This window comes from Limosilactobacillus reuteri (assembly GCF_020785355.1).
Lineage (GTDB): Bacteria > Bacillota > Bacilli > Lactobacillales > Lactobacillaceae > Limosilactobacillus > Limosilactobacillus reuteri_I.
Genome location: NZ_JAJGVH010000061.1, coordinates 1 through 14,383, shown reverse-complemented (window position 1 = coordinate 14,383; position 14,383 = coordinate 1). Strand labels below are relative to the sequence as shown.

Sequence of the window (14,383 nt, the reverse complement as noted above, 5' to 3'; positions counted from 1 at the left end):
ACCACTCCCTAATTAAAATCTCAATAAAATAATAAAGAGACTGAGTAGCTTCCCAGCCTCTTTATTTATAACCAGAGGAGATGTTGTAAATGAACTATGGTAAAAAATCATCCCAATTATGGGCAGCCATTGAAAATGAAGAACAACGCCAGCAAGATACGATTGAGCTAATTGCCTCCGAGAATATCGTTTCAGATGCTGTTCGTGAAGCGCAAGGGTCAGTTCTAACAAATAAGTATGCTGAAGGATATCCGAATAAGCGGTATTACGGTGGTTGTGAGTTTATAGATCAAGTTGAACAATTGGCAATTGATTATGCTAAAAAGTTATTCAATGCAGCATATGCTAATGTTCAACCTCATTCCGGATCACAAGCTAATATGGCAGTTTACCAAGCACTCCTCAAGCCTGGAGATGTGATTTTAGGGATGGGGATGGATGCTGGTGGGCACCTAACTCATGGAGCAACAGTTAATTTTAGTGGAAAATTATATAAGACGTATGGCTATGGCTTAAATCCAGATACTGAAGAGCTTGATTATGATGAAATTATGGCTTTAGCTAAGAAGGTAAAACCACAATTGATCGTTGCGGGAGCTTCTGCCTATAGTCGGATTATTGATTGGCAGGCATTTCGTAAGATTGCTGATGAAGTTGGGGCTTACTTAATGGTTGATATGGCTCATATCGCTGGATTAGTAGCAACTGGTGCTCATCCAAGTCCGCTTCCAATTGCTGATGTCGTTACTACTACTACTCATAAAACACTTCGGGGCCCGCGGGGAGGAATGATCCTCTCTAAATCGACTGAGTTAGGACGGAAAATTAATTCAGCAGTTTTCCCTGGAATCCAAGGCGGACCACTGGAACATGTAATTGCCGGGAAAGCTCAAGCACTTTATGAGGACTTGCAACCGGAATATGCGGAATATATCCAACAAGTTATAAAAAATGCTCAAGCAATGGAAAAAGTATTTAATACTAGTAAACAAATTCGGGTGGTTTCCGGAAAAACCGAAAATCACCTTCTCGTTCTAGATCTTACTAAGACTGGTTTAACAGGAAAAGATGCGCAAAATCTCCTTGACCGTGTTCACATTACAACTAATAAGGAGGCCATTCCGAATGACCCACGAAGTCCATTTATCACAAGTGGCTTGCGGATTGGAACTCCTGCTATTACCAGCCGTGGTTTTAAAGAAGAAGACGCGCAAAGAGTTGCGGAATTAATCAGTACAGCCTTAACTAACCCTACCGATGAAGAGCGTCTCCAAGAAGTAGCAAAAGATGTGCATGAGCTAACCACAAAGTATCCGATTAACTAAAAAATTAGAACGTAAAAAGTTGTTAAGATCCTTTGTCATGACTTGATTTTTTTGGTAGAATAGTGAAGAAATTCAAAGGAGTGTATATAGGCATGGGTAAATTTGAAGTGTTAGATCATCCATTGATTCAGCACAAGCTAACAATGATTCGGGATAAAAATGTTGGGACAAAGTTTTTCCGGGAAACGGTCAAGGAAATTTCAACTTTAATGGCTTATGAAGTTGCACGCGATATGCCATTAAAGGATGTTGAAATTGAAACGCCGATTGCTAAAACGACCCAGAAAGAATTGGCTGGTAAAAAGGTAGCGATTATTCCAATTCTTCGGGCAGGAATCGGAATGGTTGATGGGATGACTGACCTTATCCCAGCAGCTAAAATTGGCTTTATCGGAATGTACCGGGATGAAGAAACCTTAAAGCCACATGAATACTTTGTTAAGTTACCTAATGATATTACAGAACGGCAATTATTCATCGTTGACCCAATGCTGGCAACTGGTGGTTCAGCAATGATGGCAATCGAAGCCTTAAAGAAGCGCGGTTGCTCAGAAAAGAATATGAAATTTGCTTGCTTAGTTGCAGCCCCTGAAGGAGTTAAGGCTGTGCGCGACGCTTATCCAGATGTCGATATTTATACAGCAGGACTTGATGATCATCTTAATGAAGATGGATATATTGTTCCTGGATTAGGCGATGCTGGTGACCGTCTTTTTGGTACTAAGTAGATTATTAAGGATTAAAAGCATGATCTGTAGAAAACTTTTTAGCTTTCGCAAATCTTGCTTTTATTTTTTGTTTGTGTTGAAAAGGCTTTCGCTTATAATAGGTACTATACCAGAAAAGGGGAATTGATTAATGGAGACCCAAATTAATGGAATCGCAGCTAGTGATGGAGTAGGAATTGCACCTGCTTACTTATTAACGAAGCCTAATCTTAACTTTGAAAAATATCATATTAGTGATCCTGATAGTGAAAAAGCAAGATTGCATCATGCCTTTGATAAGATTATTCAGAAATTAACGGAGACCAAGAAGAAGCTTGTTGATAAACTTAGTGCAGAAGATTTGGCAATTTTTGATACTCATATTGCAATCCTAAACGATCCGGAAATGATTAAACAAGTTGAAAACCGGATTGCCAATCAACGCTTAAATGCAGAATCAGCTTTTGCAGAAGTAATTACTAAGATGATCAAAACCCTTCAGGCAATGACTGGAAATGAATATATGCAAGAGCGAGCAGCTGATTTTCAAAATATTCAAGATCAGGTTTTAGCAGAGTTAGAAGGCAAACAGCTCCCTAATTTACGTGAATTAGATCACCCCGTCATTGTAGTTGCTCATTCAATTGGCCCTGCTGATACTTCACAGATGGATAGTCGCTTTGTTAAGGGGATTATTACCGATTTGGGTGGCCGAACTAGTCATGCAGCGATTATGGCTCGTTCTTTACAGATTCCAGCAATTGTTGGATGTAACGATATAACTAAAAAGGTGCAGAATGGCCGACGAGTAATTGTTGATGGCTTTGAAGGCAGTGCGATTATTGAACCATCAACAAGTGATGTTAAACAATACCAAAAAATTGCGGATAAGTTTATGAATGTCCGTCAGCAATGGAAAAAAATGATTAACCAGCCCTCAGTAACCGCTGATGGCCAGCAGTATAAGATTTCAGCTAATATTGGTTCTTCAGTGGATATTTCGTCAGCAATAGAAAATGGTGCTGATGGTGTTGGCCTATTTCGAACCGAATTTCTTTATATGAAAAGCGACCACCTCCCAACCGAAGACGAACAAGTTAATGCCTATCGCCGAGCCGTTGAACAGTTAAATGGGAAACGGTTAGTAGTTCGGACCTTAGATATCGGTGGCGATAAACCACTTCAATTCATGCCTTTGCCTAAAGAAATGAATCCATTCCTTGGGTACCGGGCTATTCGGATTGCGCTTGATCGGCCAGAAATGTTTAGGACTCAGCTGCGGGCCTTACTCCGCGCATCCGAGTTTGGGAAGATTAATATTATGTTTCCAATGATTACTACGCTTGAAGAATTACAAGTAGCTAAGAAAATCTATTATGAGGAGCAGCAGAAATTAGCTGTTGATCATCCAGGAATTGGCCGCGATATCCATCTTGGGATAATGATTGAAGTTCCATTAGCCGCGTTAAATGCTGATCGCTTAGCTGCGGAAGTTGATTTCTTTAGCATTGGAACTAATGATTTAATCCAATATTGTTTTGCGGCTGATCGTGGTAATGATTCAGTTTCATACCTTTACCAGCCGCTGAATCCAACTTTTTTAAAATTAATTAAGCACATTATCGATGCTGGGCATGCTCATGATACAACTGTGGCGATGTGTGGAGAAATGGCAGGAGATCGTTATGCCTTGCCACTATTAATCGGGATGGGATTGGATGTCTATTCGATGAGTGCCAGTTCCATTTTACGGACACGTTCAATGATGAAACAATTAGACAGCAAGAAATGTCAGGAACTCTATCAGCAGGCTGTTACAACTTGTGATTCAATGATCGGTGTGAAGAAGTTAGTTCAAGATTGGTTGGTAACAAACTAAAAAGGATTTAGGAAAAGTAAAGATTTTTCTTAAATCCTTTTTTTGTTGCTTGTTAAGAGTAAAATGGCAATAGTTTTGCTGTACTAAGGGGATGTAAAGTTGTGATTAAGCAATACTGGACAAAGCAAAGAATCTGGTTGTTAATTTTTTTAGTGGTTGTTGGAATTGGTGCTCTCTTATTTACCAGCCACAATGAACAGTTTTATCAACAGCCAATTGCTAAAGTAATCAGCGAAAAAACAATGAGTAAACAAAGAGTAAAAGACCAGTTTGATAATGTTGACCATCAATATAATCAACAACTCCAAGTAAAACTAATGAATGGCAAATATCGCGGGCAAAAATTAACAGTCCAAAATACATATAGCGATTCGCAACCGATGGATCAACGTTATCGGCCAGGAAATGAAGTATTTTTAACCCAGCTTCGCAAACGAGGTGGAAAACTGACCGCCAATGTTAACGGTTATAAGCGAGACACAGTAATCGTCTTTTTACTTTGGCTTGTTGTCTTGATGCTGCTTCTCCTTATGGGACGTTCAGGGCTGTTTGCATTCTTAAGCGTAGTAATTAATGCTCTTTTGTTTATAATTGCAATTGAGATTGACTTAAAGCAAAATGGTCAGCATATTATGCTGCTTTTTAGTGTTCTTGCCATAATTTTTACGTTTATTAGCTTATTATTAGTTCTTGGTTTTAGTAAAAAGATGCTGGCAACTTTTGCAGCAACGGTTATTGGGACATTTGTCGCCTTAGGAGTAAGCATGCTTGTATTTATGTGGACGCATGAACGGGGGATTTACTATGAATCAATGGAATATGTTACGCAAGTTCCCCGACCGCTTTTCTTAGCTGAAACATTGTTGGGGTCTTTAGGAGCGGTAATGGATGAATCAAGCGATATTATTGCCACCCTTTTTGAGCTAAAACAGTTAAATCCCGCTGTTACCCGCAAACAGTTATTTATCTCTGGGCGCAATGTTGGTAAATCAATTATGGGACCGTTAATAAATGTTTTGTTTTTAATTTTTATGGTGGATACTTTTACTGGTAGTCTTTTGTATATCAAAAACGGTAACTCCTGGGGATATACCTATGCAATGAATATGAGCTTAGGGACTATTCAGAGTCTGATCAGTGGGATTGGAATTGTCCTTTCAGTTCCCCTTGTAAGTCTATTTGGGGCATTACTCTTAGGAAAGAAGGTGCAAAGATGACGACAATTACGGGCCTTGGCTTGGTCTTGCTAATTTTGATGGTCCTTGTGGGAGGAAAACAGGGCTGGACAGCTTTTTTAAGCTTGCTTCTTAACTTTGGCTTTTTATATTTTGCAATTATTTTAGTCGCGTTCCATGTTTCCCCATTATTTGTAACGGTGACTATTGGGATTACAATTTTGGCAATAACTATTTTCATGGGGGAAGATGATTTGCGGACAACCGTGACGGCCTTTTATGCTTCACTAATCGTGCTCTGTTTAATTTTAGTGCTGATCTTTATTGTCGAGCACTGGGCAATGGTGCAGGGCTTTGGAACAGAAGATAGCGATGAGTTAGAAGGGATGTCAATTTTAATTGGAATTAGTTATTTCAAGGTTTCTGTTACTACTACTATTTTGAGTTCACTCGGCGCAATTGCAGAAGCGGCAATGGCGATCTCCTCTGGCCTTACGGAAATCCTTGAGAATCATCCTGAAAGAACTAATCGTCAATTGATTCATAGCGGGATGGCAATTGGACAACAGATTATTGGAACAACATTTAATACGCTTTTCTTTGGCTTCTTCGGTGGATTCTTAGCACTCTTTATTTGGTTCTTAGGTCTCCACTATTCCTTTGGTACAATTATGAATAACAAAATTTTTGTGGCAGAAATGATTGAAATTCTGATCTCTTTCATTGGGGTGCTGATCACTGTTCCCATGACCGCTTGGGTGATGACAAAGCGACGTAAATCAGTTATTGACAATCATCCTAAAACAAAGTAATATACGAATAACTTATAAATAGACCTTTAATCGGAGTCCTGTGAGGCTTCAAAGGTGCGGATAAATTCTCAATGCTTTTTCCATAGTTAGGATTGAGTAGGGAAGAGACGACTTTGGAGCAGGGATTCCAAGGTCGTTTTTTCTTTAGGAGGATTTATATGGCGCACCGTGATAATGTTGTATTAGATGTAGACGAACGGCCGGCACCTTGGCAGTGGTTTGGCTTATCTTTACAACATATGTTTTCTATGTTTGGTTCCACTGTTTTAGTCCCAATCTTGGTAGGATTAAATCCAGGAATTGCCTTGTTTAGTTCGGGGGTAGGAACCCTGATGTACTTACTTATTACTAAGCATAAGATTCCTGCTTATATGGGATCTAGTTTCTCATTTGTCGTCCCGATGATGGCCTTAATGAAAACTACTGGTTATCCGGGAATTGCACAGGGTACCATTGCCGTTGGGTGCGTGTATTTAATCGTATCAGTAATTGTAACGTTGGTTGGCTCGCAATGGATTGACCGCATTTTGCCACCAATTGTTGTCGGTCCGATTGTAGTTGTAATTGGATTATCATTAGCAGGAACAGCCGCTAAAGATGCTACCATCAATTCGGCTACTGGCCATTATGATTTACGCTTTTTTGCGGTCGCAATGCTTACGATGGCAATAACAGTTATCTTCAATATGTATTTTAAAGGATTTCTCGGTTTAATTCCGATTTTGATGGGGATTGTTGCTGGTTATATTATTGCGGTCTTATTTGGTATTGTGGATTTTTCCCCAGTTGCGCATGCACACTGGTTTAGTTTGCCAGACTTCCAGATTCCGTTTGTTGATTATCATCCCCAATTATACTGGGGTGCGATTTTGAGTATGGCACCGATCGCTTTCGTTACCATGACAGAACACTTGGGACATATTATGGTTCTGAATGAGTTGACTGAACGAAATTACTTCAAGGAACCAGGGTTGAACCATACGCTTGCAGGAGATGGGACGGCTTCGATTATTGCTGGTTTCGTTGGTGGACCGCCCGTAACTAGTTATGGTGAAAACATCGGGGTAATGGCAATCACGCGTGTCCACTCAGTTTACGTTATTGCTGGAGCAGCTGTATTTGCCATCTTCTTTAGCTTTATTGGTAAATTAAGCGCCTTAATTGAATCTATTCCTTCACCAGTTATCGGCGGGATTTCATTCCTGTTATTTGGTGTGATTGCCTCTAGTGGATTGCGTGTAATGATTGAGAACAAAATTGATTTTAATGAAAAAAGAAATTTGATGATTTCATCGGTTATTTTAGTAATTGGGATTGGGAATGCCTATCTTCAATTGGGAAAATATCAATTCTCTGGATTAGCAGTTGCAGCTGTCCTCGGAATAATAATGAATTTAATCCTTCCCCAAAAAGCCAAAAGTGAAATGTAGTTTAAATTTTTTAGCTTATTTAAGCAGAGTGAGATAAGGTATTCGGCCTCTTACTCTGTTTTTTCGTATGATAACAAAACAAAAAAATTGAGAGGTCGTGGAAAAAAACAGATTGTAAGAAAAAGTTTATCAAAGCCGTGAAAACGTTTTCTTTCCGCTCTTATCAATTGATTAGTAGGTGTATATAAACCTAATGTTTTTTTGAATTTTAACGAAATTAATGATATATTAACATTCGTAACTTGGGGTAGTTCGTTTTATTTGCAACGTTCATCCAATTTACAAGCCAAATTATTGTTATAAGGAAAGAGGTGGAATATGAATGGGCGGTGATGCTTTAACTTTTAAGCTTTTCGGACTCACGTTCAATACTACGAACATTGTTTCTGGACTGATTATCTACGCAATCGTGTTCTTCACTCTTTACGGGATGTCACGAAAGATCCAAATGAAGCCTACTGGTGCACAAAATGTATTTGAGTGGCTAGTTGACTTTACTAATGGAATTGTGCGAAGTCAGATGCCAGCATCCGAACAAGGGCACTATAGTTTCTTTGCCTTTGTTTTGTTTGTTTTCATTTTCTTTGCAAACCAATTCGGTTTAATTTTCCAATTCCATTGGAACGGAGCTGAAGTGCTTAGAAGTCCAACGGCAGATCCAGTTGTTACGTTAACACTTTCTTTAATGGTAATGGTATTAGCATTCGCTGCTGGAGTAGCACATAATGGCCTTGGTGGATACTTGAAAGGATACACTAAACCATTTACTTTAATGCTTCCTGTTAACATTATCGAAGACTTTGCTAACTTCTTAACTCTTGGTCTCCGTATTTTTGGTAACATTTTTGCCGGTGAACTTTTAATGAGTTTGATTGCTAATATGGCATTCTCACATGGAATCCTAACTATTATTCCAGGACTATTTTTGGAACTAGCATGGCAAGGGTTCTCCGTATTTATCGGTTCGATTCAGGCATATGTCTTTGTAACATTAACGACGGTTTATATTTCTCGGAAGATTTCCGAATAATAATCCCTAAGGAGGAATTTTAAAATGGCATTAGGAGCAATTGCTGCAGGACTCGCGGCTATGGGTGCCGCTATCGGTGGTGGTATCGGTGACGGTATCTTAATCGGACACACAGTTGACAGTATCGCACGTCAACCAGAATTACAAAGTAGATTACAAGCAACGATGTTTATTGGTGTTGGTTTGATTGAAGCCATGCCTATTATTGCCATCGTTATTGGCTTCCTTGTTATGAACAAGTAATTATTTTAAGTTTTTTATTTTAAGATAAGGAGGTGTCAATAGATGTTTGTAAACAGTGTGTTAGCTGAATCAAACAGTTTATACATTGGTGACTTGGTATTCTACATCGTTACTTTTATCATCTTAATGCTATTAGTTAAGCATTTTGCTTGGAAACCAGTAACAGATATGATGAAGAAACGTGCAGATAAGATTGCTAATGACATTGATAATGCTGCTCGTTCACGTGAAAGTGCTGAAAAGATGGCTGCAAAGCGACAAGCGGAGTTACAAAGCTCACGGCAAGAAGCTGCTGAGATTGTAAGTAATGCTAAAAAGTCTGGGGAAACTCAGCGAGCACAGATTGTTGAAACGGCGCAAAAAGATGCCCAAGCTCTCAAGCAACAGGCACAAAAAGATGCTGAGCAAGCACGTCGCGATGCATTAAATAGTGCTAAGGATGACGTTGCAAACTTATCTATTGAGATTGCTTCCAAACTCATCCAAAAAGAATTAAAGGCAGACGATCAAAAAGAATTGATCGATTCCTATATCGAAGGGTTGGTAGAACATGAGTCTTGATAAGAAGACAGTTGCTGATCGCTATGCGAAAGCACTGTTTGAATTGGTCGATGCTGATAACGAACTCGATCAAACTTATCAAGAATTGATTGCTTTACGCCAAGTCTTTGAGGACAACGAGGGATTGGACGCCGCACTTGCGGGAGTTCAACTGTCACTTGATGAAAAGAAATCATTGATTAAAGATTTACAGCAAGGTGCTTCAAAGTATGTTGCTAACTTAATTCAAATGGTTTTCGATTACGGCCGTATTGACTGCATGGTCGCAATTATTGATGAGTTTGAACGGCGGTATGACCGTAAAATGAAGCGGATGCATGCTGACGTTACCACAGCGATCCAACTCGATAAACAACAAGAGGATCAACTGAAAGCTAATCTTGCAAAACGTTTTGGTGCTAATGAAGTTACCTTAACGAAACATGTTGATCCAGAAATTTTAGGTGGGGTTATTGTCCATGTTGATAATAAGACATTAGATGGTAGTCTCAGCTCAAAGATTAAGCAAATTCGTCGTTTACTAGTTAGATAATATATCTTTTTTCAAAGAGGTGAGACCTTTATGAGCATTAAAACTGAGGAAATCAGTTCACTCATCAAAAAACAACTCGCCAACTACCAAGACAAAGTATCTGTCGAAGAAACCGGTACTGTTACCTATGTTGGTGATGGGGTTGCTCGTGCCGATGGCTTAGATAATGCTATGGCTGGTGAGTTGCTCGAATTTAATAACGGGGTCTACGGAATGGCTCAAAACCTCGAAAGTAATGATGTAGGTATTGTTATTTTAGGGGATTACACAGGCATTCGTGAAGGAGACACCGTTAAGCGGACGGGTCGAATCATGGAAGTACCCGTTGGCGATGCATTATTAGGACGGGTTGTTGACTCATTAGGTCGTCCAATTGACGGTCTTGGTGAGATTAAGACAGATAAAACTCGTCCAATTGAACGTAAAGCTCCAGGTGTTATGGAGCGTAAGAGTGTTAGTGTGCCACTTCAAACAGGTATTAAGGTTATTGATGCCTTAGTTCCAATTGGACGTGGTCAGCGTGAATTGATTATCGGTGACCGTAAGACAGGTAAAACTGCCATTGCGTTAGACACCATTATTAACCAAAAGAACCAAGACGTAATTTGTATTTACGTTGCTATTGGTCAAAAAGAATCAACTGTTCGGGCTAGTGTTGAAACTCTTCGTAAGTATGGAGCATTAGATTACACAATTGTTGTTTCAGCTAGTGCTTCAAATCCTGCCCCAATGTTATACATTGCGCCATATGCAGGGGCTGCGATGGGTGAAGAATTTATGTTCAACGGTAAAGATGTTCTTATTGTTTATGATGATTTATCAAAACAAGCGGATGCATACCGTGAACTTTCATTAATTCTTCGTCGTCCTCCTGGTCGTGAAGCTTACCCTGGTGATATTTTCTATACTCACTCACGGTTGCTAGAACGTGCTGCTCGTTTGTCTGATGACCTCGGTGGTGGTTCAATGACCGCCTTACCAATCATTCAGACGCAAGCTGGTGATGTTTCTGCATATATTCCTACTAACGTTATTTCTATTACTGATGGTCAGATCTTCTTAGATTCAGATGAATTCTATGCAGGTCAACGTCCAGCTATCGATGCTGGTACTTCAGTTTCTCGTGTTGGTGGTGACGCTCAGATCAAAGCAATGAAGAAAGTTGCTGGTACTTTGCGTCTGGATATTGCTTCATACAACGAATTAGCATCCTTTGCTCAATTCGGTTCCGACCTTGATGCAGCTACGCAAGCTAAATTAGCTCGTGGTCAACGGACTATGGAAGTCTTAAAGCAGGGATTACATGATCCGCTACCAGTAGAAGAACAAGTTGTAACATTATTTGCTCTTTCACGTGGCTTTATCGATAAAGTCGAAATTGAAGATGTTCAACGTTACGAAAGTGAATTGGCTGCTTACATGCATGCTAACCACCAAGACCTCTACGACACCATCAAGAAGACTGGTAAGCTACCAGAAGGCGATGACTTGCAAAATGCTGTTGCTAAGTTCTCTGAAACATTTCAAGGGACAAAAAAGCAAGTCGCTGAAGAAAAATAGTTAATGATGATTAGTCGAAAGGACGGTGAGATTTAGTGCCAGCTTCACTCGCTGCAGTTAAACATAAGATTGATTCCACTAAGAGTACGCGTCAGATTACTTCGGCGATGCAAATGGTTTCAACCGCAAAACTGAATCAAATTCAACACCACACTCAGACCTACGAAGTATATGCTGAGAAGGTTAAGCAAATGTTGTCTGATCTGGTTAAATCTCACAGCGCAACATCTGCAGCTTCGCAAGATGATGTTTACGCTGCACTGTTTAAAAAGCGCGCAGTTAAAAAGACTGGGGTGCTTGTGATTACGTCTGACCGAGGTTTGGTTGGTAGTTACAATAGTAATATTATCAAGCAAACGTTAGATATGATGGCTAAGCACAATCTTGATAAAGACAACACAGTATTCTTGACGGTCGGTAAAACTGGAACAGAATTCTTTAAGAAGAGGGGAATGAATGTCGTTTACGAATATTCAGGCGTTAGCGATGTTCCTACCTATCGGGAAGTTCACAGTATTGTGAAGACTGCTGTTCAAATGTACAGTGACCAAGTATTTGATGAAATGTACATGGTTTACAGCCATTACGTTAACCGAATTACATCAAATGTTATTGTTCATGATGTACTTCCAATTACTGAAAAGTCATTACTCGATGACGAAAATGAAGCGCAAGAAAATACAGAATTAAATAATTCTGATGTAAGTACTGCGCATGTTTCAGCCGAGTATGAATTTGAACCGTCAGATACAGAAATCATTTCTGCATTGGTTGCCCAATATGCAGAAAGTTTGATTTATGGAGCGATTCTTGATGCCAAGACATCAGAACACTCTTCAAGTGCGAATGCAATGCGTTCAGCTACAGATAATGCTGATGACATTATCTCTACTCTCGAATTGCAATATAACCGAGCACGGCAAGCAGCAATTACCACTGAAATTACAGAAATTACTGGTGGTATGACTGCTCAAGAATAATTTTTTCTAACGTAGGAGGAAACAACATGAGTTCTGGTAAAGTTTTACAAGTTATCGGACCAGTTGTTGATGTTGAATTTCCCTTAGACGAAAAACTTCCTGAAATTAATGACGCTTTGAAGATTAAGGAAAGCGATGGTAAGACTTTAACAACTGAAGTTGCCTTGGAATTAGGTGATGGTGTTGTTCGAACAATTGCCATGGACGGTACTGATGGTCTTCAACGTGGTATGGAAGTTGAAAACACTGGTGCATCAATTAGTGTACCAGTTGGTGATGATACTCTGGGACGAGTATTTAACGTCTTAGGGGAACCTGTTGACAACGGACCGAAATTTGGTCCTGATGCAAAGCGGATGCCTATTCACCGTGATGCACCAAAGTATGATGACTTAAATAATGCTACCGAAATTTTGGAAACTGGGATCAAGGTTATTGATTTACTAGCTCCATATGTTCGTGGTGGTAAGATTGGTCTATTCGGTGGTGCCGGTGTTGGTAAAACCGTTTTGATTCAGGAATTGATTCATAACATTGCTCAAGGTCATAATGGTATTTCTGTCTTCACAGGTGTTGGTGAACGTACCCGTGAAGGTAATGATATGTACTATGAAATGAAGGCCTCTGGAGTTCTTGAAAAGACGGCCATGGTTTATGGTCAGATGAACGAACCACCTGGTGCCCGTATGCGGGTTGCCTTAACTGGTTTAACAATTGCGGAATACTTCCGTGATGTAAAGGGACAAGATGTTTTGCTCTTTATCGATAACATCTTCCGGTTTACACAAGCTGGTTCAGAAGTTTCTGCCCTCTTGGGTCGGATTCCTTCTGCCGTTGGTTACCAGCCAACATTAGCTACTGAAATGGGTCAGTTACAGGAACGGATTACTTCAACTAAGAAGGGATCAATTACGTCTATCCAAGCCGTTTATGTTCCAGCCGATGACTATACTGACCCTGCACCAGCTACAACATTTGCCCACTTGGATGCAACTACTAACTTGGAACGTCGATTAACCCAAATTGGTATTTATCCAGCCGTTGACCCACTAGCTTCAACTTCTACTGCTCTTACCCCAGAAATTGTTGGTAAAGAACACTATGAAGTTGCTACACAGGTTCAACACGTTCTTCAACGATACCATGAACTTCAAGATATCATCTCTATTCTAGGTATGGATGAATTATCTGACGAAGAAAAGACAATCGTTGCTCGTGCACGGCGGATTCAAAACTTCCTTTCCCAAAGCTTTAGTGTTGCTTCCCAATTTACAGGTTTACCTGGTAAATATGTTCCATTAAAGGAAACAATTAAAGGCTTTAAGGAAATTCTTGCTGGTAAGTATGATGATCTTCCAGAAGAAGCTTTCCGGTTAGTTGGACCAATTGAAGACGTTGTTGAAAAGGCAAAGAAAATGAAGGCTGAGACTGACGAAGATAGCTCAGAAGACTAGGAGGGATAATTATGGCTGAAAATACTTTTAAGGTCACTATTATTACTCCAGATGGCACCGTCTATGATAATGATAAGGTTACCATGCTCGTTATGAACACTGCTGGTGGACAAATGGGAATCATGGCTAACCACGTACCATTAATTGCTGCGCTTGAAATCAGTACAGTTCGAATTAAACATTCTGAAGGCACTGATGAAGTTGCAGCGGTTAATGGTGGGATCATTCAATTTGATGGTCAAAATGCTACAATCGCAGCTGATAGTGCTGAAATGCCTGAAGCAATTGACGTTGAGCGGGCACAGAGAGCTAAAAAGCGTTCTGAGTCTGCAATCGCAGAAGCAAAGAAGAAGCATAACCAAAGCGACTTATCACGTGCAGAAGTTCACCTCAAGCGTGCAATTAACCGTTTGAATGCTGCTTCTAAGCAACGCAATATCTAAGGTATAATATTACAAAGAGGCTGGAGAAAATAATCCAACCTCTTTACTATTTTAAAGTGTAAATTGCCAAAACACAGTAGATGCCTAGCCATCCTTGCGGGGGTGGGACTAAAAACTCGCAAGCGAGTTTAGTCTCACCCCTTTTTCGTGTGCGCCCGGCATGGGTATTAGCTAGGCGGTGAGAGTCCGCTATGGGCCGTAGTAGTCGGAACCATGAGCTGAGGACAAGGGTGTCCACTGTGAGGTGGAATC

Annotated in this window: 14 protein-coding genes; all 14 read left to right on the top strand. The window is 40.0% G+C overall.

The genetic code is table 11. The features are described 5' to 3' along the window. Positions 1-89: 89 nt before the first annotated feature. Positions 90-1,325, top strand: coding sequence for a serine hydroxymethyltransferase (glyA, locus tag LMB56_RS02145; RefSeq protein WP_229283676.1), 1,236 nt, complete (start codon positions 90-92; stop codon positions 1,323-1,325). Between the two features lie 92 nt (positions 1,326-1,417). Then, positions 1,418-2,053 (top strand): uracil phosphoribosyltransferase, encoded by a 636-nt coding sequence (upp, locus tag LMB56_RS02140; protein ID WP_003676152.1) that lies wholly within the window; start codon positions 1,418-1,420, stop codon positions 2,051-2,053. 130 nt (positions 2,054-2,183) lie between these two features. Beyond that, positions 2,184-3,911 (top strand): phosphoenolpyruvate--protein phosphotransferase, encoded by a 1,728-nt coding sequence (gene ptsP / locus LMB56_RS02135; protein ID WP_229283677.1) that lies wholly within the window; start codon positions 2,184-2,186, stop codon positions 3,909-3,911. 101 nt (positions 3,912-4,012) lie between these two features. Further along, complete coding sequence (locus LMB56_RS02130; protein ID WP_229283678.1) at positions 4,013-5,128, top strand: YibE/F family protein; 1,116 nt, start codon at positions 4,013-4,015, stop codon at positions 5,126-5,128. Then, entirely contained in the window at positions 5,125-5,898 is a 774-nt protein-coding gene (locus LMB56_RS02125; protein ID WP_122481880.1) for a YibE/F family protein, read from the top strand. Before LMB56_RS02130 ends, LMB56_RS02125 begins: the two co-directional genes overlap by 4 nt. 158 nt (positions 5,899-6,056) lie before the next feature. Continuing rightward, positions 6,057-7,328 carry a uracil permease gene (gene uraA / locus LMB56_RS02120; protein WP_003666556.1) on the top strand — a complete coding sequence of 424 codons (1,272 nt, stop codon included), beginning with the start codon at positions 6,057-6,059 and terminating at the stop codon, positions 7,326-7,328. A gap of 322 nt (positions 7,329-7,650) precedes the next feature. Beyond that, positions 7,651-8,358, top strand: coding sequence for a F0F1 ATP synthase subunit A (atpB, locus tag LMB56_RS02115; protein WP_003666558.1), 708 nt, complete (start codon positions 7,651-7,653; stop codon positions 8,356-8,358). 24 nt (positions 8,359-8,382) lie between these two features. Next, complete coding sequence (atpE, locus tag LMB56_RS02110) at positions 8,383-8,601, top strand: F0F1 ATP synthase subunit C (protein ID WP_003666561.1); 219 nt, start codon at positions 8,383-8,385, stop codon at positions 8,599-8,601. Positions 8,602-8,643: 42 nt separating this feature from the next. Next, positions 8,644-9,162, top strand: coding sequence for a F0F1 ATP synthase subunit B (atpF, locus tag LMB56_RS02105; RefSeq protein ID WP_003666564.1), 519 nt, complete (start codon positions 8,644-8,646; stop codon positions 9,160-9,162). Continuing rightward, positions 9,152-9,694 (top strand): ATP synthase F1 subunit delta, encoded by a 543-nt coding sequence (gene atpH / locus LMB56_RS02100; RefSeq protein ID WP_003667559.1) that lies wholly within the window; start codon positions 9,152-9,154, stop codon positions 9,692-9,694. Before atpF ends, atpH begins: the two co-directional genes overlap by 11 nt. A 30-nt stretch (positions 9,695-9,724) precedes the next feature. Continuing rightward, positions 9,725-11,254 (top strand): F0F1 ATP synthase subunit alpha, encoded by a 1,530-nt coding sequence (gene atpA / locus LMB56_RS02095; protein ID WP_229283679.1) that lies wholly within the window; start codon positions 9,725-9,727, stop codon positions 11,252-11,254. 35 nt (positions 11,255-11,289) lie between these two features. Beyond that, complete coding sequence (locus tag LMB56_RS02090) at positions 11,290-12,234, top strand: F0F1 ATP synthase subunit gamma (RefSeq protein WP_003666570.1); 945 nt, start codon at positions 11,290-11,292, stop codon at positions 12,232-12,234. Between the two features lie 26 nt (positions 12,235-12,260). Continuing rightward, positions 12,261-13,688: a F0F1 ATP synthase subunit beta gene (gene atpD, locus LMB56_RS02085; RefSeq protein ID WP_003666573.1), complete on the top strand. Its 1,428-nt coding sequence runs from the start codon at positions 12,261-12,263 to the stop codon at positions 13,686-13,688. 11 nt (positions 13,689-13,699) lie between these two features. After that, positions 13,700-14,131, top strand: coding sequence for a F0F1 ATP synthase subunit epsilon (locus LMB56_RS02080; RefSeq protein WP_003666575.1), 432 nt, complete (start codon positions 13,700-13,702; stop codon positions 14,129-14,131). The last annotated feature ends 252 nt before the right edge of the window (positions 14,132-14,383 follow it).